The following is a 19,410-nucleotide window of genomic DNA, read 5'->3' on the forward strand; positions in this document are numbered from 1 at the left end:
TCAAGGAAAATGCGGGTTCCCCGTCCGCCCATATGTAATTCAACATCTATCTAGAAACGGAAGCCGATCAGGCAATGGCGCTGAACCGCACATATCTGGACTGGAACGCGACCGCGCCCTTGAGCGCGCCGGCCCGCGCCGCCATGCTGGATGCGTTGCAATTGCCGGGAAATGCCTCGTCGGTTCATGGCGAGGGCAGGGCGGCACGCGCCGCTATCGACAAGGCGCGCCGGCAGGTGGCGGCGCTGGTCGGTGCCGAGCCCCCGCATGTGACCTTCGTCAGCGGCGCTACGGAAGCGGCCAATCACGTCCTGACCCCGGATTTCCGCATGGGCCGGGCGCCTTTGGCGATGAGCCGTGTCTATGTTTCGGCGATCGAGCATCCGGCGATCCGCGAAGGCGGTCGTTTCGATCCGGCCCGGGTGACCGAAGTGCCGGTGACGCCGGCGGGTATCGTCGATCTTTCCGCACTTGAGGCGCTGCTGGCTGAACGCGACCGGAGCGTCGGCATGCCGATGGTCGCTGTCATGCTGGTCAATAACGAGACCGGCATTGTTCAGCCCGTGGCAGACGTTGCGGCGATCGCCCATGCCCATGGCGGCTTGACGGTGGTGGATGCCGTGCAGGCGGTCGGCCGTATTCCGGTGGACATCAATGCACTGGATGCGGATTTCCTGATCCTGTCGTCGCACAAGATCGGCGGTCCGAAGGGCGTCGGCGCACTCGTTTCGCGCGGCGAAGTGCTGATGCCGAAACCGCTCATCCGTGGCGGCGGCCAGGAAAAGGGCCATCGCTCCGGCACCGAAAATTTCCATGCCATCGTCGGGTTCGGTGCGGCGGCCCAGGCCGTGCGTGAAAACCTTCATGATCGCAATGCCAAGATCGAAGAGTTGCGCAACCGGCTGGAAGCGGGAATGCGCCATGCTGCGCCGGATGCGATCATCCATGGCGAGGGAGTTCTGCGTGTGGCGAATACCTGCTTTTTCACTTTGCCGGGGCTGAAATCGGAAACCGGGCAGATCGCTTTCGATCTCGAAGGTATCGCGCTGTCCGCCGGCTCCGCCTGCTCGGCGGGAAAGGTCGGCGAAAGCCATGTTTTGACGGCGATGGGGCATGATCCGAAGCTCGGTGCTTTGCGGATTTCGCTCGGCGTCGACACGACGGAAGATGATATCGCGCGGGCGCTGGCCGCCTTCACCAAGATTGCCGGCCGGCGAAAATCGGCGGGCGAGGCGGCGTGACCGCTTCCAAAAATGCGGATGCGCAAATTTCCGCTTGCCAAAAGGTGTGAAAACCGCCTTCTGGCGCCTACATAAGGGAGGCAATTGTCCCCCCGGATTGATGACAAGAATTGCCGGAATTTGAACCGGCAAGATTTGGAGTATGAACATGGCTGCCGTGCAGGAAACAATCGATCAGGTTCGCCTAATCGATGTGGACCAGTACAAATACGGTTTTGAAACCGTCATCGAAGTGGACAAGGCGCCAAAGGGTCTTTCGGAAGATATCATCCGTTTCATCTCCGCCAAGAAGCAGGAGCCGGAATGGATGCTTGAATGGCGCCTCGACGCCTATCGTCGCTGGCTAACCATGGAGGAGCCCACCTGGGCGCGTGTCGAATATCCGAAGATCGACTTCAACGACCTCTATTATTACGCCGCGCCGAAAAGCACCGCCGGTCCGAAATCGCTCGAAGAAGTCGATCCGGAGCTGTTGAGGGTCTACGAGAAGCTCGGCATTCCGCTGCGCGAACAGGAAATTCTGGCTGGCGTCGAGACGCCCCGGGTCGCTGTCGACGCCGTCTTCGACTCCGTCTCGGTCGTGACGACCTTCAAGAAGGAACTGCAGAAGGCCGGCGTGATCTTCATGTCGATCTCCGAGGCGATCCGCGAACATCCTGAGCTGATCAAGAAATATCTGGGCTCGGTCGTTCCGACCTCCGACAATTTCTATGCGACCCTGAACGCCGCCGTGTTCACCGACGGTTCCTTCGTCTTCGTGCCGAAGGGCGTGCGGTGCCCGATGGAGCTGTCCACCTATTTCCGCATCAACGAAAAGAACACCGGCCAGTTCGAACGCACGCTGATCATCGCCGAGGAGGGTGCCTACGTCTCCTACCTTGAAGGCTGCACGGCGCCGCAGCGCGACGAAAACCAGCTCCACGCCGCCGTGGTCGAGCTCATCGCTCTCGACGACGCGGAGATCAAGTATTCAACGGTGCAGAACTGGTACCCGGGCGATGCGCAAGGCAAGGGCGGCATCTACAACTTCGTCACCAAGCGTGGCGATTGCCGCGGTGCCCGCTCGAAGATCTCCTGGACGCAGGTCGAGACCGGTTCGGCGATCACCTGGAAATATCCCAGCTGCATTCTTCGCGGCGACGACTCACGCGGCGAATTTTATTCGATCGCCGTTTCCAACGGTTATCAGCAGATCGACAGTGGCACCAAAATGATCCATCTCGGCAAGAACACGTCGAGCCGCATCATCTCCAAGGGCATTTCCGCTGGCAATTCGAACAACACCTATCGCGGTCAGGTCTCGATCAATCGCCGGGCTTCAAATGCGCGCAACTTCACCAACTGTGACTCGCTTCTGATCGGCGACCAGTGCGGTGCCCACACCGTGCCCTATATCGACGTGAAGAACGCATCGGCACAGATCGAGCACGAAGCGACGACCTCGAAGATTTCCGAGGACCAGAAGTTCTACGTCATGCAGCGCGGCATTCCCGAAGAGGAAGCCATCGCCTTGATCGTCAACGGCTTCGTCAAGGACGTCATCCAGCAGTTGCCGATGGAATTCGCCGTCGAGGCCCAGAAGCTGATCGGCATCTCGCTTGAAGGCTCCGTGGGCTGATGGCCCGCTGTCCGAATATCGCGCACTGACGCGTCACCGAATAAATCCGGAAGGATAAGAAACATGCTTGAGATCAAGAACCTGCACGCCCGTATCGCCGAAGACGGCACCGAGATCATTCGCGGCCTGAACCTCACCGTGAAGGCTGGCGAAGTTGCTGCCGTCATGGGCCCGAACGGTTCCGGCAAGTCGACGCTGTCCTATATCCTCGCAGGCCGCCAGGATTACGAAGTCACCGAGGGCGACATCCTCTATAACGGCGAGAGCATCCTGGAACTCGACCCGGCCGAACGTGCCTCCAAGGGCATCTTCCTCGCCTTCCAGTACCCGCTCGAAATTCCGGGCGTCGCTACCATGCAGTTCCTGAAGGTTGCGATGAACGAGCAGCGCAAGGCGCGCGGCGAAGCGGAACTGACGACACCGGACTTCATCCGCCGCGTCAAGGAAGCCGCCGAGAAGCTGAAGATCGACCAGGCCATGCTGCGCCGTCCGCTCAACGTCGGTTTTTCCGGCGGCGAAAAGAAGCGCGCCGAAATCCTGCAGATGGCGCTGCTCGAGCCAAAACTTTGCATCCTCGATGAAACCGACAGCGGCCTCGACATCGACGCGCTGAAGATCGTTGCCGATGGCGTCAACGCGCTGAAGTCGCCGGACCGTGCCACGATCGTCATCACCCATTACCAGCGCCTGCTCGACTACATCGTGCCGGACACGGTCCACGTTCTCTACAAGGGCCAGATCATCCGCTCCGGCGACAAGGCGCTTGCGCTTGAGTTGGAAGAGAACGGCTATGCCGATATCATCGGAGAAGCGGCTTAAGCGGCCAGAAGGGAAGGATGTTGTCATGAACATGCAGACGACAAGCCGTCTCACGGCTGCCGAAACCGCGTTGGTCGAAGCCTTCGGCGCGCAGATCGGCGAACTGCCGGGCAATGGCGCCGTGATCGGCACGCGTGACCGGCTGCTGGACGATCTCAAGAAGTCCGGCCTGCCGACCCGCCGCATCGAGGCTTGGCACTATACCGACCTCAAGAACCTGCTGCGCGTCCTCCCGGACGCGACGCCAGTCTCGGCCATCGATCCGATTGCGCCGCTGGTCGAGGGATCGAAGGTCCTTTCGATCCTGCAGGGTACTGCCGATGCGAAGGCCGCCGTGGACGGCGTAGAGATCGCGCTTTTCAAGGACAGTCTCGCAGACGGTTCGGCCGCAGCCGGCCTGACAGCGCTCGACAAAGACGACGCGATCGGCCGCATCAACGGCAGCTTCGTGCGCGATGGTTTTGCGATCACCGTTCCAGCCAATACGGAATTGGACGCGCCGATCGAACTGCAGGCGCTGCACGGCGCCGGCCAGGTTCATACGCGCTTCCCGGTCTCCTTCGGCGCCGCTTCCAAAGCGACAATCATCGAGCGTCACCGGTCGGTGGTTGAAGGTTCAGCGCTTGTGTCCTCGATCAGTGACATCGCGTTGGAGGACGGCGCTGACATCACCTGGATCATCCTGCAGCAGCAGGCTGCAGAAGACACCCATCTCGGCCAGATCCGCGTAAAGCTCGGCACCGATGCGAAGCTGCGCCTTTTCGTCATCAATGCCGGCGGCAAGCTGGTGCGCCAGGAACTGCGGATCGACGTGGCGGGCGAAGGTGCCGAACTGACGCTGCGCGGCGTCAACCTGCTCGGCGCCGAAAGCCACACTGACGTCACGCTGGTTCTCGGCCACAACGTGCCGAACACCAACTCGACGGAGATCATCCGCAATGTCGTGTTCGACCGCGCCAACGGTGTTTTCCAGGGCATGATCCGGGTTGCTCCGGATGCCCAGAAGACCGACGCCAAGATGTCCTGCAACACACTTCTGTTGACCGACGATGGCGGGTTCTCGGCCAAGCCCGAGCTCGAAATCTTCGCCGACGACGTGGTCTGCGGCCATGGCGCGACGGTTGCCGATATCGAGAGCAGCCATCTCTTCTACCTGATGGCGCGCGGCGTTCCGGAAAACAAGGCGCGGGCCATGCTGGTCAATGCCTTCGTTGCCGAGATCGTCGAGGAACTCGAGGAAGAAAAGCTGGTCGAAGCGCTGGAAGGCGTCATCTCGGCCTGGCTTGAAAAGCATGCCTGAGAAGGGGCCTGATATGGACCAGAGTGCACCCTCGACGACCTACGATGTGGAAGCGATCCGCCGGGATTTTCCGATCCTGTCGACGATGGTGCACGGCAAGCCGCTGGTCTATCTCGACAACGGCGCGTCGGCCCAGAAGCCGCAGGTGGTGATCGACGCGATCAGCCACGCCTATTCCAGCGAATATGCGAACGTCCATCGCGGCCTGCATTTCCTCTCGAATGCCGCAACTGAAGCCTATGAGGCGTCGCGCGAAAAGGTGCGCCGGTTCCTGAATGCCGGTTCGGTGGACGAGATCGTCTTCACCAAGAACTCGACCGAGGCGATCAACACGGTCGCCTACGGCTGGGGCATGCCGAATATCGGCGCCGACGACGAGATCGTCGTGACGATCATGGAGCACCATTCCAATATCGTGCCCTGGCATTTCATCCGCGAGCGGCAGGGCGCCAAGCTCGTCTGGGTGCCGGTCGACGACGAGGGTGCCTTCCATATCGAGGATTTCGAAAAGTCCCTCACCGAAAAGACCAAGCTGGTCGCCATCACCCATATGTCGAACGCGCTCGGCACCGTGGTGCCGGTCAAGGAAGTCTGCCGCATTGCCCATGAGCGCGGCATTCCGGTTCTGATCGACGGCAGCCAGGGCGCCGTGCACATGCCGGTCGATGTCCGCGACATCGATTGCGACTGGTACGTGATGACCGGCCACAAGCTTTACGGCCCGTCGGGCATCGGCGTGCTTTACGGCAAGTCGGATCGGCTGAGGGAGATGCGGCCGTTCCAGGGCGGCGGCGAGATGATCGTCGACGTCACGGAGGACATCGTCACTTACAACGATCCGCCGCATCGTTTCGAGGCGGGCACGCCGCCGATCGTCCAGGCGATCGGGCTCGGTTACGCGCTCGACTACATGGACAAGATCGGCCGCGCCGCGATCGCCCGCCACGAGGCGGATCTCGCCGCCTACGCTGCGGAACGCCTGCGGGCCATCAACTCGCTGCGGATCATCGGCAATGCGCCCGGCAAGGGCGGTATCTTTTCCTTCGAACTCGCGGGCATCCATGCCCATGACGTCTCGATGGTGATCGATCGCAAGGGCGTGGCGGTCCGCGCCGGCACCCATTGCGCCATGCCGCTCTTGAAGCGCTTCGGCGTCACCTCCACATGCAGGGCATCGTTCGGCATGTATAATACCCGTGCCGAAGTGGATGCGCTGGCCGATGCGCTCGACTACGCACGAAATTTCTTTGCTTGAGGACTATTGCCATGGCCGCCGATGAAACGGAATTGAAGTGGGACGCCCGAGAAGGACTGATCCAATCCGCTATTCCGGCCGATGAGTTGGCGCGACTGAGCGACGACGTGATCGGAGCGCTGAAGACGGTCTATGATCCGGAAATCCCCGCCGACATCTTCGAACTCGGTCTGATCTACAAGATCGACATCGAGGACGACCGCATGGTGAAGATCATGATGACGCTGACTGCACCGGGTTGCCCCGTCGCCGGCGAAATGCCGGGTTGGGTCGAAAACGCCGTCGGCGCCGTCGAAGGCGTGTCCGGCGTCGAAGTCGAGATGACCTTCGATCCGCCGTGGACGCCGGAACGCATGTCCGAAGAAGCCCAGGTGGCTGTCGGCTGGTATTGATCGATTAATCGGTCGGTACTACATTTGAATCGTGAAACACCGGACCTTGAATCCGTGTGCGGAAGGAGAATGAGCCCATGGGCTTCGCCATTATGACCATGACCGATGCCGCCGCGACGCGCGTCAAGCAGCTCGTCGCCAATTCCGGAACGGAGGCCAAGGGCCTGCGCGTCGGGATCAAGAAAGGCGGCTGTGCCGGCATGGAATACACAGTCGATCTCGTCACCGAGCCGAATGCGAAGGACGACAGGATCGAGCATGACGGCGCCGCCGTCTGGATCGAACCGTCCGCCGTGCTCTATCTTCTCGGGACCCAGATGGATTTCGAAGTCACGCAGATGCGCTCAGGCTTCACCTTCGTCAATCCCAACCAGACGTCCGCCTGCGGTTGCGGCGAGTCGGTCGAGTTGAAGCCTGCGGATCTCGCTGCGCTCGCAAAACAGCGCGAAGCCGAAGTCCACGCCTGATCTTTCCTTTATGAATTTGTGAGATAGGCGAGGAGCGTCTCCATCGCTCTTCGCGCAGCGTCGACGTCGCCCGTTCGGATGGCGCGGATGACGGCGACATGCTGCGTTACCGCCTGATCCAGCCGTTCGATAGAGGCCGTCGAAAACCACCGCCGCCGCGAATGGGTCTGGAGCGGCGCCAGCGCCGACATCAGGAACCGGTTGGGGCAAGCATCCTCCAGGATGTCGTCGAAACGCTTGTCGGCATCCAGAAAGCCGGGAATGTCGCCGGTCGCCGCAGCAGCACCCATGGCCTTGGCGCAATCGAGCAGGGTGGTGCGCTGCTGGTCGTTTGCATGTTCAGTGACCAGCACCGCGACGACCGGTTCGAGCTGGCGCCGCACCTGCATGATGCTTTCGTGGTCGCTCTCGATGATCTCGGTGACCTGCAGCCCGACGCGCGGGCGAACCCGCATCAGCCCCTGCCATTCGAGCTTCTGGATCGCTTCGCGGACCGGCGTTCGGCCCTGGCCCGCCAGACCGATGAGCTGCTTTTCCGTAACCAGCGCGCCGGGCGGCAGCTTCATGGTGACGATCAGGGTTTCAAGGCGACGGTAGGCCTGTCTGCTCAGCGATTCCGCTTCGGATGCCATGGTGATCCTCTCTGATATATCAGAAAGTGACATGTCGCATTTGGAATGGCAAGCCGAGTTGATATATCAGTCTGCAGTATACGGTTGCTCGTAGGCACCCTGACGGCCAGAGGTGCTTTGGTCATTCGTGGCGGAGCGCTTCGATCGGATTGAGCTGCGCCGCACGTCGGGCCGGAAAGTAGCCGAACACCATGCCGATCGCCGCCGAGAAGGCGAAGGCGAGCAGGATGATCGTCGGGCTCGCGACGAAGGGCACGCCGAGGAAGCTGACGACGCCATAGGCAAGCGCAAGGCCGGCAACGATGCCGCTGACACCGCCGAAGATCGACAACATCACCGCCTCGACGAGGAACTGGGTCAGCACCTGCCGCTCGAGGGCACCGATCGCGAGGCGAATGCCGATTTCGCGGGTGCGTTCGGTGACTGAGACCAGCATGATGTTCATGATGCCGATGCCGCCGACCAGCAGGCTCACGGCGGCGACCGCGCCAAGCAGGCCGGTCAGCAGCACCGTCGTGCCGGTCATCGCCGCGGCGATCTGCGACATGTCGTTGACCGAGAAATCGTCGTCGCGGCCGATCGCAATCCTGCGCCGTTCGCGCAGCAGGCTTTCCACATCCGACTGGACTTTTTCGGTTGCCACGCCATCCTGCGCCGACAGGATGATGCTGCTGATCGTCGTCGTGCCGCCGATCCGCCGCTGGTGGAGTTTCAACGGCATGATGACCGTGTCGTCCTGGTCGTCGCCCATGCCGGACTGGCCTTTGACGGCGAGCACGCCGACAACCGGGCAGGCGACATTGCTGACGCGGATGTTCTGTCCGACCGGGTTGGCCGCGCCAAAGAGTTCCTTGCGCACCGTCTCGCCGATGATGCAGGCGGCCTGGCTGCCGCGGTCCTCGTTGGCGAGGAACGACCGGCCGAGCGACAGATCCCAATCCTGGGCGATCAGATAATCGTTGTTGGTGCCGATCACGCTGGACGAATGGTTGGCGCCGCCGGCAATCACGGTCGCCGTGCCGCGGTTCACGGGCGCCACGGCGCGAAGCCCGGTTACCTGTCCCTGGATCGCCAGGACATCCTTGTCGTTGAAGCGCTTGGCCTCGCTGCTGGCGCGTCCCGGCCCCCATTGGCCCGGGCGGACGAACAGCGTGTTGGTGCCGAGGCGAGAAAGCTCGGCCTGGACCTTCGCCGTTGTGCCGTTGCCGACCGTCACCATGGCGATGACCGCCGCAACGCCGATCACCACGCCGAGAACGGTCAGGAAGGAACGCAGCATGTTGCGGCTGATCGCCCGCCAGGCCAGTTTCGCCGTCTCAAAGAACATGATCATGCTCCTTCACCTGCGCCTGATCGGAGGCGAGGCGTCCGTCGACGAAGCGCAGGAGCCGCTTGCCATAGGCGGCGATGTCCTCCTCGTGGGTGACCATGATCACGGTAATGCCGTTGTCGCGATTGAGCCGGGTGATCAGCTCCATGATCTCGGCGCTGGTCCTGGTGTCGAGATTGCCGGTCGGTTCGTCGGCCAGTAGCACGGCGGGATCGGTGACGATGGCGCGAGCGATCGCCACGCGCTGCTGCTGGCCACCGGACAATTCCTGGGTCGTGTGCCCTTCGCGGCCCTTGAGACCCACCTGTTCCAGCGCAACCATCGCACGTTTGCGCCGCTCCCGGTGATCCATGCCGCGATAGACGAGCGGCAGCTCGACATTTTCGACCGCGGACGTGCGGGCAAGCAGGTTGAACCCCTGGAACACGAAGCCGAGCATATGCCGGCGTAAAAGTGTCAGCTGGGCGCGGTCGAAGCCGCTGGTCGGAATGCCCTGGAACAGGTATTCGCCGGAGGAGGGCAGGTCGAGCCCGCCGATGATGTTCATCGCGGTGGACTTGCCGGAACCGGACGGACCCATGATCGACACGAACTCGCCCGCCGTGATCGACAGGTCGATACGATCGAGCGCGCGGATCGTCGCTTCGCCGTGCCCGTAGAATTTCGAAACCTGTCTGAAGGCGATGATGGGAGGGAGCGTCATCAAAACCCTTCCTCAGCTCGCCCGGGCGACAGCGTCCGTGATCAGCAGGTCGCCTTGCTTGATCTCACCGGATTTCAGCACCGTGAACTGGCCGTCGGTGGGGCCGGTCTCGACCTGTACCCGCGTCGGCGCGCCTGCGCGCAGAACCCATACAGCCCGACCCGCTCCCGAAGCATCATCGCTGCCGCGATTGCCGCGCGGGCGCGGCGGCGCAAAAAGCCGGGTGAGGAAATTGCCGCGGCTGCGCGCCGTCGTCGGCGGCGAGTAGCGCAGCGCGGCATTCGGCACGAGGAGCGCGTCGGTGACCGATTGCACGGTAATATCGGCCGTTGCCGTCATGCCGGGACGCAGCAGCAGATCGGCGTTGTCGACCGTCAGGATCGCCTTGTAGGTGACGACATTGGAGACGGTTTCGGAGGCGAAGCGCACGGTCTGGATGGTGGCCGGAAAGTTGCGATCGGGATAGGCGTCGACAGAGAATTTTGCTGCCTGACCCTCCTGCACATGGCCGACATCTGCCTCGTCAACGGCGACCTGCAACTCCATGCGCTTTAAATCTCCGGCAATGGTGAAGAGCACCGGTGCGTTGAGCGAAGACGCGACGGTCGCGCCCGGATCCACGTCGCGGGTCAGTACGATGCCGTCGATCGGCGAGACGATCTTGAGCTTCACGAGATTGAGCTCCGACAGCCGCAGATTGGCTTCGGCGGAAAGAACCGACGCCTCGTTGACGGCCTTGGTGGCGAGCGCCGAATCATAGGTGAATCTCGCCGCGTCCAGTTCCTGCTGGGTGGAAATGCGGTTGCTGACGAGACCGGTCAGGCGGTCGAACGAATTTTTGGCCGAGGCCGCCTCCGCTTCGGCCTTCAGCACGTTGGCCTTTGCCGAGGCGAGCTGGGCGCGGGCGCTCTGGACATCCGCCTCCTGCTTGTTGGTGTCGAGTTCGGCGAGCACATCGCCCTGTTTGACCGCGCTGTTATAGCTGACATTAACCTTGCGGACGGTGCCGGACAGCTCGCTCGATATGTCCACCTGATCGGTCGGCTGGACCGAGCCTGTCGCCGTGACGATGACTGAGAGGCCGCCGCGCTTGGCCGGCTGCGTCGTGTAATCATACCGCGGGCCGCCACTGCCCGAATAGCCATAGGCGCCCGCCGCCGCCGCAACGAGAACGACAAAGACCGTCGGCCAGATCCAGCGCGTTTTTTTTCGCTGGCTTCCCGAGGTGGCCAGGATCGCGGCGAGATCGGGCGTGCCGCTGGTCTTTGCTGCCGGGTCGGGGGTGTTCTGCACGTTCAACGGCCTGTCCTTTGCTGGGTAGCGATACAACCAGGGCTAAATCTCTCGCTGTGCCGTCATGGGGCGCAAATCCGCCCGAAGCATGGTCGCGGGGCGAAATTCTTATGCTCTCTCAATGACATAAAACCGGAAATGGTAAAACTTAAATATCGGTAATACACGTGTATCGAAGAATACCGGCCATTTCATCAGCCTTTAACGGTAGCGTGGTAGCAATAACCAACCCAATTAATGGGTAGAGGGGTAGTATTGTGGTTAAGAAATTCTCAACATTAGCCGGCGCTTTCGCAGCTATTCTGATGTCCGCAGGTGCTTCGCATGCTGCAGACGATCTTGTGTTCACGCTGATCAACAAGACAAAGGGTACACTTGAGCGCTTTTACACTTCACCGGAAGGTGTGGACAACTGGGAAGAAGACGTTTTCGGCGACGACGTGCTGGAGCCCGGCCAGAGCATCAAGATCACCATCCGCGATGGCCGCCGTACCTGCAAATACGACATGCGCTTCGAATTCTCGGAGGATTCCAAGCTCGAAGACATGGAAGATACGCAGGACTTCTGCAAAATGGGTACTTACACCCTGCACCAGTGACCTTCCGCAGCGGCGTGTTTTCGAAAGGTCATGCGTTTTTGAAGAGGCATGCATCGATATCTTCATTCACGCGTTGTCGGAGCGCTGAAAAGGAGATTTCCCATGATCGATGCTGCAAGAATCAAGGAACACGCCGAAGTCATCGGCGCGGATGGCGTCCATGTTGGAACGGTCGACCGCGTCGAAGGCAGCCGTATCAAGCTGACCAGGAAGGACAGCGGTGAGGGCAGCCATAAAGGCCACCATCACTTCATTCCGCTTGAACTCGTTGCCGATATCGAAGGCAACAGGGTTCGCCTCTCGGCCGATGGCGATGTCGCGGTGACATTCGAAGAGGAAGAGGGCGGCAAGGGCGTTCATTGATTGGTAGACATGAAAAAGCCGGCGCCTCGAAAGAGACGCCGGCTTTTTCGCATGTCAGATCCCAACTTCAGGCGTCTACGTCATTGTGTCGAACCGGGGACGCCGAAGCGTTCGGGCATGAAGGCGGTCTCTGCCGGTGGGCCGCTAAGGCGGTCCGACTTCGCGGTCACGGTCGGTTCGGCAGGATGCATCAGAAGGGCGACGACAAGGCCACCCGCAATCGCAGATCCCAAGGCAATCAGGACATTCTGGGCGCTCATGGCAACGACTCCTCTATTGCCTGACAACACCCTGAAAACGGGAAGGTTCCGGGCAAAACCGGAACCTTCGGATCAATGTCGCGTGACAGGCAATCAAGCTTTCTCGCGGGCCGTCTTGAGCGCCGTTGCCCACCAGGAAAGATCGTCCAGCATGGTCTTTACGCCGGGCTCCAGATGGGTGAGTTCCGAGAGAGCCTTGCCCTGCTGCCAGACCGCGAAGAAATCAGCGCCCTGGATGTGGACGCCCGGGCGGGTCGGAACCATCTGAAGTTCGACTGCGATCGTACGGAAATGCTCGACTGCGCGGGCACCGCCGACGCTGCCATAACCGACGGCTGCCGCCGGCTTGCGGTTCCATTCCGGATAGGAGTAGTCGAGCGCGTTCTTGAGCGCCGCCGTGATCGAGCGGTTGTATTCGGCAATCACGAAGATGTAGCCGTCGAATTCGGCGACCTTCTTCTGCCAGCGCTGTCCGACTTCGTTTTCCGTCGGAACCCAGGCGTTCGAAGCCTTTTCGTTGAAGAACGGCAGCGGGAAGTCGCGCAGGTCGACGATCTCGAAGTCCATGTCGTCGCGCTTGGATGCCGTATCGTAGATCCATTGTGCCGGCTTGTCGCCGAACCGGACGTCACGCGTACTGCCGATAATGATCGCAATCTTTGGCTTGGCCATGAAAACCTCTCGTGTTTGGGAAATGGATTGGGCGGGACCGCAGGAATATGGCGGTAAGGCCGAAGTGGTCAAGCCGACGCAAAGGGCAGGCGGAAAAGACCATCCGCTTCACGCGATCGTGTCAGTTCTGAACCGAGAGTTCCGTGGGAGAGGCAAGGATATCGCCGCCACCGAGCGATTGATCCGCATATTTGAACGCCAGGATGCTGAGCACCGAAGCGATCATGACGATGAATATAATGCGCATAAAGACGCTCCTTCGGCCGGGCAAACGTCTTCTGCCTGCGAAGGTTCCGGCGCCGGTTTCATCAGGAGATGATAATTCACGCTTAAGTTTTGGTTAAAGCGAGATTGACTCTACCGTTACGGCGCGCCTGACTTTCCGCAGGCGGCTCCCATCTAAGCCCGGATGACTGAGTTCCATATGACGTGGATGAGGGCGGCCGCCGAAGCAAGGAGCTATCGGCGAATGTATATACTGGCAGCCGAGATCGTGGGCACCGAAGCCGCTCCCGGCGAATTGAAGAGAGCGGCTCGTCGGGTGTCTCGGGCTCTGGAGGACGTTGTGGACAAACCGATCGCCGATGCGCTGGTGCTTGCTCGGGCGAGGGCGAGATTTGCAGAACTCGTCGCTGCGTTGGAGGGGAGTGTGGGCGGGGCCAAACGACCGCCGCCCGGTCGCGACAACCGGGCGGCGGCGAGAAGATAAGGCGGGTTCGATGTTCAGCCGATCGAGAAGGGAACCGCGACGAAGGTCTGGTTTTCGCCACGCTGGATGAGAAGCAGGACTGACTTGCGCCCGGACTTGCCGGCTTCGGCAACTGCCGTCTTGGCATCCTTCGCCGACTTCACCGGCTCCTGATTGATCGAAATGATGACGTCTCCCGGCTGCAGGCCGGCATCGGCAGCCGGTTTGTCGGGGGCGACGCTTTCAATCACTGCGCCGTTTTCCCGACGGGGCAGGTTGAGGGCCTGACGGATATCCGGCGTGATGTCGGCAAGACCGATGCCGATGGTCGGAACGCGCTGGGCACCCTGCATGGACTTGTTGCCATTGTCGGCGGAAGCCTGCTGCTGGTCGGGCTCGTTGTCGCCGACCGTGATGCTGAGGTTGCGGTTTTGACCCTGACGCCAGACGGTGAGGCCTTCCTTGGCGCCGGGCGTCAGGTCGGCGACCATGCGCGACAGGTCCCGCGGAGATTTGACCGCCTGGCCGCCGAGCGCGGTGATGACGTCGCCGGTCTGGATACCGGCCTTGGCAGCCGGCGTGCCGTCGTTGACATTGGCAACCAGCGCGCCTTCCGGCTTGTCGAGGCCGATGGCGCTCGCCACATCCGCCGTCACCGGCTGGATCTGCACGCCGATGAAGCCATGCTCGATCGAGCCGTCCTTCATCAGCTTGGCGACGACCTTCTGGGCCTGGTCCGAAGGAATCGCGAAGCCGACCCCGACACTGCCGCCATTCGGGGAATAGATCGCCGTGTTGATGCCGACGACCTTGCCCTCGAGATCAACCAGCGGACCGCCGGAATTGCCATGGTTGATCGGCGCATCGATCTGGATGAAGTCATCATAGGGGCCGCTGTGGAGATCGCGGCCACGCGCCGAAACGATACCAGCCGTGACGGTGGTGCCAATGCCGAACGGATTGCCGATCGCCAGGATCTGGTCACCGGCATTGAGCTTGTCCGAATCGCCCCAGGCGATGGTGGCCAAGGGCTTCGGCGCGTTGATCTTGATGACGGCGAGGTCGGATTTAGGATCGGTACCGATCAGCTTGGCGGGCACTTCCGTGCCGTCGTCAAGCGTCACCTTGATGTCGATCGCATTGTCGATCACGTGGTTGTTGGTGACGATGTAGCCGTCCGCCGTAACGACGAAACCGGAGCCGAGAGCCTCGGCCCGCGGAGCCTGGCGCTGCTGCGGCATCTGGCGCGGCACGGGAATGCCCTGCTGGCCGAAAAATTGCCGGAACTGCTCGTCGAACGGGGAATTGTCGCCGAAGGGCGAGCTGTCGTCCGAGGCAACGTTCTGGGCCTTCATCGTGGTGATGATGGTGACGACCGCCGGCTTGTCGGCCGAAACGATCGGTGCGAACGAGCCGCCCGGAGCGACGATGCCGGAAACGGAGCCGGTGACGGAGGTTGCCGTGGTTGCCGCATGCGCCGCGTTGGTGCCGAGAATGACCGGCACGGAGAGCGGCACCGCAACGATGGCGGCGCCGAGAAGGGCAGCGATTCGGTGTTTGCGAAGGATATTGGACATGGAGGTCTTCCTTTCAATCTGCAGCCTTGTCGTCGGGAAGGCCGGCGCATAGGGCGAAGAAGATCGAAGCCGCGCGATGAAGCGCGCACGGCCGATCGGTTGGTTTTGAATATTTACGATTCTGAAAAGTCGGCTTCAGAGGAAAGCCGCTACTTCAGAAAGCCTGATCACCTGGAGGTAGGTGAAGCGTAGTGAACGCCGGGCGATCGAAGTCGATCCTCTGGCGGGCTGGTGAGGTGCATCACCGGGCAGGGCGCCGGTGGTGCCGGGGAATGCTGGTTTATTGGGACAAGCGAGCGCATATGAGCACTACCTTCAGCAAACGATCTGCAACTGGCTCTGCCGTCACGGCATTTCCGGCCGTCGGCATCACTCAGTCCTGAAGATGAAAATACGCCCGGAAGGGTCGAAGGTCAGCTTAATAATAAATAAGGTTCGGAATGCCTCATCCGCCGAATTTCGGGCCAGATCCTAGGCTCTGGAGATTTTCTCCATCCAGCATACATAGAGATTTCAAATACTTGGCGCGCTGATCCGAGTTTTTATCCGTCCGCCGGCTACCGCTGCAAAGGTGAACAGGTTGTAATGAACGGCGTTCGCTCTCAACATGAGCAAATTGTAATCGATAAGGAGTGGCTTTTCGCCCTGCAATTCCGCGTGTCGGATTTGAGAATGGACGGCCGACGTGATCTCGTGGCAGCGACGTGACGTCAATCGGTCGCCCGACCCCGTTCTAAAACTAACGGCAGTCGCGTCCTGATCGGCTTGTGACAGACCGGCTGGATTTCGTCCACCCACATTTTGACAGGCCGATCACACCGATTCTATCCGCCAAGGCGGAACAGCCGGCGCCCGAAGCCTCACCCACGCATCAGCCTACAGCGATCACATTGGCATCGGCTAATTGGGGCTGCTTTGATCCAAATGGTGAGAGCGTCGGGGTTCGAACCCGAGACCTACTGATTAAAAGTCAGTTGCTCTACCGGCTGAGCTACGCTCTCCCGCGGCCGCGGATGAGCGCGTCCTTGAAAGTGCGCGGAACATAGGCAGGTGACCTCTTGCGGTCAACCCGCAAAAACAGCAAAAATGCGGCTATCTGCCGCTTTTTCACGGCGATGCGAAAAGGTGATTGGCATTCGCCGCGTCGGGCCATTACCTCAAGCGCAAGACGCGGGCTCGCAAAAAGGCCCGCCAGCCGGAGCCACACGTGTCGATTGCCGAAATATCCCTGTTGAGCGCGCTTCTTGCCGGCGCCCTATCGTTTCTGTCCCCCTGCGTGCTGCCCCTCGTGCCGCCTTATCTCTGTTACATGGCGGGCATTTCGGTCGAACAGTTCCGCGGCGGCGATGGTGCGGCGGTCATCGAATCGCGGAGCGGCACGCGTCGCGCGGTGCTGAAGTCGGCGCTGTTCTTCACCCTCGGGTTTGCGACTGTGTTCGTGGCGCTCGGGGCCGGCGCTTCGACGATCGGCGTGCTCTTGCGCCAGCATCTCGATCTCCTGTCCAAACTCGGCGGCCTGATCATCATCGTCATGGGCCTGAATTTTCTCGGCGTTTTCCGGATTGGATTGCTTGCCCGCGAGGCGCGTTTCCAGGGCGGTGGCCAGCCGGCGACGCTCTCCGGCGCTTATGTCATGGGGCTTGCCTTCGCGTTCGGCTGGACGCCCTGCATCGGCCCGGTGCTTGGCGCCATCCTCGGGGTCGCTGCATCCCGCGATACGGTCGGCGAGGGGGCGGCATTGCTCGCCATCTATTCGTTGGGCCTGGCCGTGCCGTTCTGGATCGCTGCCGGCTTCTCTGGTGCGTTCATGCGGTTCCTCACCCGCTTCCGCCGCCATCTCGGCCTGGTCGAGAAGATCATGGGCGTCTTCCTGATCCTCACCGGGCTTGCCTTCATCTTCGGTTTCGTCACTTCGGCCGCAATCTGGTTCCAGCAGACCTTTCCAATCCTGATGCAAATCGGCTAACGGAAAACCGTCTTCCAATACGGCCCGGTCAGCGGGCAGGGTACCGATGACCGATATCATTGCATTGCTGTTGCCCTTCTTCGGGCTGATCTTCATCGGTTATCTTGCCGCAAGACTGACGAAACAGCCGGCTGAAGCGCTCGGCTGGATGAATACGTTCATCATCTATGCGGCTCTACCAGCGCTCTTCTTCAAGCTCGTGTCCCGCACGCCGGTAGAGCAGCTGACCCGGGCCGACTTCATTTTCGGCGAGATCGGCGCGACCTACCTGATCTTCCTGGTCCTCTTCCTGATCGGTTTCTTCTTTCGCCGCAACTCCTTTGCCGACTGCACCATCCAATCGTTTGCCGGCGCCTACGGCAATATCGGCTATATGGGGCCGGGCCTGGCGTTGCTCGCTTTCGGCGAGGCGGCGGCGGTGCCGGTGGCGCTGATCGTCTGCTTCGAGAACGCCGCGCATTTCATCGTCGCACCGGCGATGATGGCGATGACCGGCGGCGACAAACGCCCAGTCGCCCACGTGGTTGCGGATATCGTCCGGAAAGTGGTGATGCATCCTTTCATCATCTCGACGGCGCTAGGCTTCTGCTTCGCGGCGCTTGCGGTGCAGCCGCCGGCAGCCTTCCAGCGGCTCGTCGACTACCTCGCTCAGGCTGCAGCCCCGTGCGCGCTGTTTGCCATGGGCGTGACGCTGGCGCTGAGGCCGATCAAGCGTGTGCCGGTGGAGATCGGTTATATCGCGGTCTTCAAGCTGATCCTGCTGCCGATGACGACCTATACGGTCCTGTCGCTGATCGGCAATTTCGATCCGATATGGATCTACTCCGCGACGCTGCTTTCGGCGCTGCCGACGGCGACCAATGTCTTCGTCATCAGCCAGCAATACGGCGTCTGGCAGGAGCGGGCGTCGGCCAGCATCCTGATCATCACCGTTGCGTCGGTGACGACCCTGCCGATGCTGCTTTACCTCATCAATTCCGGAACGTTACCGCCTGATCTCTTTCCGTAAGGCATCGACGACGGCCCGCAGCCCACGACCGGGCTCGATCCCCTCGCGCATCAGCAGATTGCGCAGCGGCGGCGCATAGGTGAGGATGTGCAGGCCGGCGGCCCGCAGCATCTGCACCGGCAGGAAATCCGACAGCAGCGAACGGTTGAGAAGATCGACGCCGACGGTGCGGCTGACGATGTCCGGCCCGCGGCGCCGGTTGAAGCGATCGCCGGCATCGGCTGCAATCGGACGGTCGCTGGTGGCGACAAGCAATTCCGACAGCGCGATGATGTCGCGCAGCGACAGGTTGAGGCCCTGCGCTCCGATCGGCGGAAAGGCATGTGCGGCCTCGCCGATCAGCGCCAGCCGACCCTTGCCGAACCGCTCCGCCATCAGGCTGGAGAGCGGCCAGGCCTGCGCCTTGCCTTCGACTGTCACCTTGCCGAGCATCGATTGCATGCGGTCTTCGACCAGCCGCGACAGTTCCCCGGTCGGAAGCTCGACGAGACGGCGGGCTTCATCCGGCTTCACCACCCAGACAAGGCTGGAGCGCAGGCCGGGCAGGGGAACCTGGGTGAACGGTCCGCTTTCCGTATGGACTTCGGTCGAGACATTGCCGTGCGGCAGGGTGTGGGCGAAGTTCAACACCGCCGCCGATTGTGGATAGGACCAGCGGCGCACGCCGATGCCGGCGGTCTCACGGGCCTTCGAATTGCGTCCATCGGCGGCCGCAACGAAGTCGGCACGGATCGAGGCGCCGTCCGACAGCGTCAGCATGGCTCGTTCGGCCGAGAAGTCGAAAGTCTCGACGCTTTGCGCGATCTTGCTGATATTGGGTTCGGCGGCAACGGCGGCATCCAGCGTTTCCGATAGCGCCCGGTTGGGAATATTGTAGCCGAAGGCGTAGAGTCCGACGTCCTGTGCCCGGAACTGCGCCGTCGGTGCGCGCAGCAGCCGTTTGGTGCCGTCGATGATCTGCATCACCGAAAGCGGGGCGGCCGAAGGCGCAATGTCCTCCCAGACGCCAAGTCGTTCGAGAAAGCGGATGGATTGGTCCATCAGTGCGGTCGTGCGTTCATCGGCCTTTTCGGATGGCGGCGCGATCAGCGCCACCTTGCGGCCGGCACGCGCGAGCGCCAGAGCAGCAACCGATCCGGAAAGTCCCCCGCCCACCACCGTAATCTCGAAATGCTGCATGTCCGTCGTCCTGCGCTGCAAATGTACGATGGATTATCTAGAGCTTT

General features: G+C 61.4%; 21 protein-coding genes and 1 tRNA gene. 12 read left to right on the top strand and 10 right to left on the bottom strand.

All coding sequences use genetic code 11. The features are described 5' to 3' along the window. Positions 1-74 precede the first annotated feature (74 nt). From RG540_RS08715 to sufA, 7 genes are all read left to right on the top strand, one after another. Positions 75-1,241 carry a cysteine desulfurase family protein gene (locus RG540_RS08715; RefSeq protein WP_038586765.1) on the top strand — a complete coding sequence of 389 codons (1,167 nt, stop codon included), beginning with the start codon at positions 75-77 and terminating at the stop codon, positions 1,239-1,241. A gap of 148 nt (positions 1,242-1,389) precedes the next feature. Continuing rightward, the gene (gene sufB / locus RG540_RS08720; protein ID WP_038586768.1) at positions 1,390-2,859 is read left to right on the top strand and encodes a Fe-S cluster assembly protein SufB; all 1,470 of its coding nucleotides are present in this window, start codon (positions 1,390-1,392) and stop codon (positions 2,857-2,859) included. Positions 2,860-2,922: 63 nt separating this feature from the next. Then, positions 2,923-3,678 carry a Fe-S cluster assembly ATPase SufC gene (gene sufC, locus RG540_RS08725; protein ID WP_038542928.1) on the top strand — a complete coding sequence of 252 codons (756 nt, stop codon included), beginning with the start codon at positions 2,923-2,925 and terminating at the stop codon, positions 3,676-3,678. A 25-nt stretch (positions 3,679-3,703) separates the two neighbouring features. Then, complete coding sequence (gene sufD, locus RG540_RS08730) at positions 3,704-4,978, top strand: Fe-S cluster assembly protein SufD (RefSeq protein ID WP_038586770.1); 1,275 nt, start codon at positions 3,704-3,706, stop codon at positions 4,976-4,978. Positions 4,979-4,991: 13 nt separating this feature from the next. After that, positions 4,992-6,233 carry a cysteine desulfurase gene (locus RG540_RS08735; RefSeq protein ID WP_038586772.1) on the top strand — a complete coding sequence of 414 codons (1,242 nt, stop codon included), beginning with the start codon at positions 4,992-4,994 and terminating at the stop codon, positions 6,231-6,233. Positions 6,234-6,244: 11 nt separating this feature from the next. Next, complete coding sequence (locus RG540_RS08740) at positions 6,245-6,625, top strand: SUF system Fe-S cluster assembly protein (protein WP_038586774.1); 381 nt, start codon at positions 6,245-6,247, stop codon at positions 6,623-6,625. A gap of 77 nt (positions 6,626-6,702) precedes the next feature. Then, positions 6,703-7,092: a Fe-S cluster assembly scaffold SufA gene (gene sufA / locus RG540_RS08745; RefSeq protein ID WP_038586776.1), complete on the top strand. Its 390-nt coding sequence runs from the start codon at positions 6,703-6,705 to the stop codon at positions 7,090-7,092. An 8-nt stretch (positions 7,093-7,100) separates the two neighbouring features. Here sufA and RG540_RS08750 read toward each other — a convergent pair whose 3' ends face one another. The 4 genes from RG540_RS08750 to RG540_RS08765 all read right to left on the bottom strand — a co-directional run bounded on the left by RG540_RS08750 (position 7,101) and on the right by RG540_RS08765 (position 11,056). Next, positions 7,101-7,724: a GntR family transcriptional regulator gene (locus RG540_RS08750; RefSeq protein ID WP_038586778.1), complete on the bottom strand. Its 624-nt coding sequence runs from the start codon at positions 7,722-7,724 to the stop codon at positions 7,101-7,103. Between the two features lie 121 nt (positions 7,725-7,845). After that, positions 7,846-9,051 carry an ABC transporter permease gene (locus RG540_RS08755; protein ID WP_038586780.1) on the bottom strand — a complete coding sequence of 402 codons (1,206 nt, stop codon included), beginning with the start codon at positions 9,049-9,051 and terminating at the stop codon, positions 7,846-7,848. Beyond that, the gene (locus RG540_RS08760; RefSeq protein WP_038586784.1) at positions 9,041-9,757 is read right to left on the bottom strand and encodes an ABC transporter ATP-binding protein; all 717 of its coding nucleotides are present in this window, start codon (positions 9,755-9,757) and stop codon (positions 9,041-9,043) included. The genes RG540_RS08755 and RG540_RS08760 overlap by 11 nt, the downstream gene beginning before the upstream one ends. Positions 9,758-9,769: 12 nt before the next feature. Then, positions 9,770-11,056, bottom strand: coding sequence for an efflux RND transporter periplasmic adaptor subunit (locus RG540_RS08765; RefSeq protein ID WP_038586787.1), 1,287 nt, complete (start codon positions 11,054-11,056; stop codon positions 9,770-9,772). A 299-nt stretch (positions 11,057-11,355) separates the two neighbouring features. On the opposite strand from RG540_RS08765, the gene RG540_RS08770 reads away from it, so the two are divergent. Further along, entirely contained in the window at positions 11,356-11,649 is a 294-nt protein-coding gene (locus RG540_RS08770) for a hypothetical protein (protein WP_046601008.1), read from the top strand. Between the two features lie 102 nt (positions 11,650-11,751). Then, complete coding sequence (locus tag RG540_RS08775; protein ID WP_038586793.1) at positions 11,752-12,012, top strand: DUF2171 domain-containing protein; 261 nt, start codon at positions 11,752-11,754, stop codon at positions 12,010-12,012. Positions 12,013-12,092: 80 nt separating this feature from the next. Here RG540_RS08775 and RG540_RS08780 read toward each other — a convergent pair whose 3' ends face one another. The 3 genes from RG540_RS08780 to RG540_RS33465 all read right to left on the bottom strand — a co-directional run bounded on the left by RG540_RS08780 (position 12,093) and on the right by RG540_RS33465 (position 13,191). Beyond that, complete coding sequence (locus RG540_RS08780; RefSeq protein ID WP_038586796.1) at positions 12,093-12,272, bottom strand: hypothetical protein; 180 nt, start codon at positions 12,270-12,272, stop codon at positions 12,093-12,095. A 93-nt stretch (positions 12,273-12,365) separates the two neighbouring features. Next, complete coding sequence (locus tag RG540_RS08785; protein ID WP_038586800.1) at positions 12,366-12,944, bottom strand: NADPH-dependent FMN reductase; 579 nt, start codon at positions 12,942-12,944, stop codon at positions 12,366-12,368. 121 nt (positions 12,945-13,065) lie between these two features. Continuing rightward, on the bottom strand, positions 13,066-13,191 hold the full coding sequence (locus tag RG540_RS33465; RefSeq protein ID WP_275451997.1) for a hypothetical protein: 126 nt from the start codon (positions 13,189-13,191) through the stop codon (positions 13,066-13,068). A 222-nt stretch (positions 13,192-13,413) separates the two neighbouring features. Between RG540_RS33465 and RG540_RS08790 the strand changes: the two genes are divergently transcribed. Continuing rightward, a complete protein-coding gene (locus RG540_RS08790; RefSeq protein WP_155414735.1) occupies positions 13,414-13,653 on the top strand; it encodes a hypothetical protein in 240 nt (79 codons plus the stop codon). 14 nt (positions 13,654-13,667) lie between these two features. Here the strand turns inward: RG540_RS08790 and RG540_RS08795 are convergent, their stop codons facing one another. Continuing rightward, positions 13,668-15,209, bottom strand: a complete 1,542-nt coding sequence (locus RG540_RS08795; protein ID WP_038586802.1) for a DegQ family serine endoprotease — start codon at positions 15,207-15,209, stop codon at positions 13,668-13,670. 925 nt (positions 15,210-16,134) lie between these two features. Beyond that, positions 16,135-16,210 (bottom strand) — tRNA-Lys (locus tag RG540_RS08800). Between the two features lie 206 nt (positions 16,211-16,416). Between RG540_RS08800 and RG540_RS08805 the strand changes: the two genes are divergently transcribed. Both RG540_RS08805 and RG540_RS08810 read left to right on the top strand, forming a co-directional pair. Further along, on the top strand, positions 16,417-17,175 hold the full coding sequence (locus RG540_RS08805) for a cytochrome c biogenesis CcdA family protein (RefSeq protein WP_038593362.1): 759 nt from the start codon (positions 16,417-16,419) through the stop codon (positions 17,173-17,175). Positions 17,176-17,221: 46 nt separating this feature from the next. After that, positions 17,222-18,184 (top strand): AEC family transporter, encoded by a 963-nt coding sequence (locus RG540_RS08810; protein ID WP_038586805.1) that lies wholly within the window; start codon positions 17,222-17,224, stop codon positions 18,182-18,184. On the opposite strand, the gene RG540_RS08815 is transcribed toward RG540_RS08810, so the two are convergent. Beyond that, a complete protein-coding gene (locus tag RG540_RS08815) occupies positions 18,161-19,363 on the bottom strand; it encodes a UbiH/UbiF family hydroxylase (RefSeq protein ID WP_038586808.1) in 1,203 nt (400 codons plus the stop codon). The genes RG540_RS08810 and RG540_RS08815 overlap by 24 nt on opposite strands. Between the last annotated feature and the right edge of the window lie 47 nt (positions 19,364-19,410).

The organism is Neorhizobium galegae bv. orientalis str. HAMBI 540 (assembly GCF_000731315.1).
Lineage (GTDB): Bacteria > Pseudomonadota > Alphaproteobacteria > Rhizobiales > Rhizobiaceae > Neorhizobium > Neorhizobium galegae.

Bases quoted from the DNA above. Each gene is read 5' to 3' on its own strand.
- RG540_RS08740 (WP_038586774.1), top strand. From the start codon at position 6,245: ATGGCCGCCGATGAAACGGAATTGAAGTGGGACGCCCGAGAAGGACTG.
- RG540_RS08810 (WP_038586805.1), top strand. From the start codon at position 17,222: ATGACCGATATCATTGCATTGCTGTTGCCCTTCTTCGGGCTGATCTTC.
- RG540_RS08775 (WP_038586793.1), top strand. From the start codon at position 11,752: ATGATCGATGCTGCAAGAATCAAGGAACACGCCGAAGTCATCGGCGCG.
- RG540_RS08770 (WP_046601008.1), top strand. From the start codon at position 11,356: ATGTCCGCAGGTGCTTCGCATGCTGCAGACGATCTTGTGTTCACGCTG.
- RG540_RS08780 (WP_038586796.1), bottom strand. From the start codon at position 12,272: ATGAGCGCCCAGAATGTCCTGATTGCCTTGGGATCTGCGATTGCGGGT.
- sufB (WP_038586768.1), top strand. From the start codon at position 1,390: ATGGCTGCCGTGCAGGAAACAATCGATCAGGTTCGCCTAATCGATGTG.
- RG540_RS08715 (WP_038586765.1), top strand. From the start codon at position 75: ATGGCGCTGAACCGCACATATCTGGACTGGAACGCGACCGCGCCCTTG.
- RG540_RS08795 (WP_038586802.1), bottom strand. From the start codon at position 15,209: ATGTCCAATATCCTTCGCAAACACCGAATCGCTGCCCTTCTCGGCGCC.
- RG540_RS08735 (WP_038586772.1), top strand. From the start codon at position 4,992: ATGGACCAGAGTGCACCCTCGACGACCTACGATGTGGAAGCGATCCGC.
- RG540_RS33465 (WP_275451997.1), bottom strand. From the start codon at position 13,191: ATGCGCATTATATTCATCGTCATGATCGCTTCGGTGCTCAGCATCCTG.
- RG540_RS08790 (WP_155414735.1), top strand. From the start codon at position 13,414: ATGTATATACTGGCAGCCGAGATCGTGGGCACCGAAGCCGCTCCCGGC.
- sufD (WP_038586770.1), top strand. From the start codon at position 3,704: ATGAACATGCAGACGACAAGCCGTCTCACGGCTGCCGAAACCGCGTTG.
- sufA (WP_038586776.1), top strand. From the start codon at position 6,703: ATGGGCTTCGCCATTATGACCATGACCGATGCCGCCGCGACGCGCGTC.
- RG540_RS08785 (WP_038586800.1), bottom strand. From the start codon at position 12,944: ATGGCCAAGCCAAAGATTGCGATCATTATCGGCAGTACGCGTGACGTC.
- RG540_RS08755 (WP_038586780.1), bottom strand. From the start codon at position 9,051: ATGTTCTTTGAGACGGCGAAACTGGCCTGGCGGGCGATCAGCCGCAAC.
- RG540_RS08760 (WP_038586784.1), bottom strand. From the start codon at position 9,757: ATGACGCTCCCTCCCATCATCGCCTTCAGACAGGTTTCGAAATTCTAC.
- sufC (WP_038542928.1), top strand. From the start codon at position 2,923: ATGCTTGAGATCAAGAACCTGCACGCCCGTATCGCCGAAGACGGCACC.
- RG540_RS08815 (WP_038586808.1), bottom strand. From the start codon at position 19,363: ATGCAGCATTTCGAGATTACGGTGGTGGGCGGGGGACTTTCCGGATCG.
- RG540_RS08750 (WP_038586778.1), bottom strand. From the start codon at position 7,724: ATGGCATCCGAAGCGGAATCGCTGAGCAGACAGGCCTACCGTCGCCTT.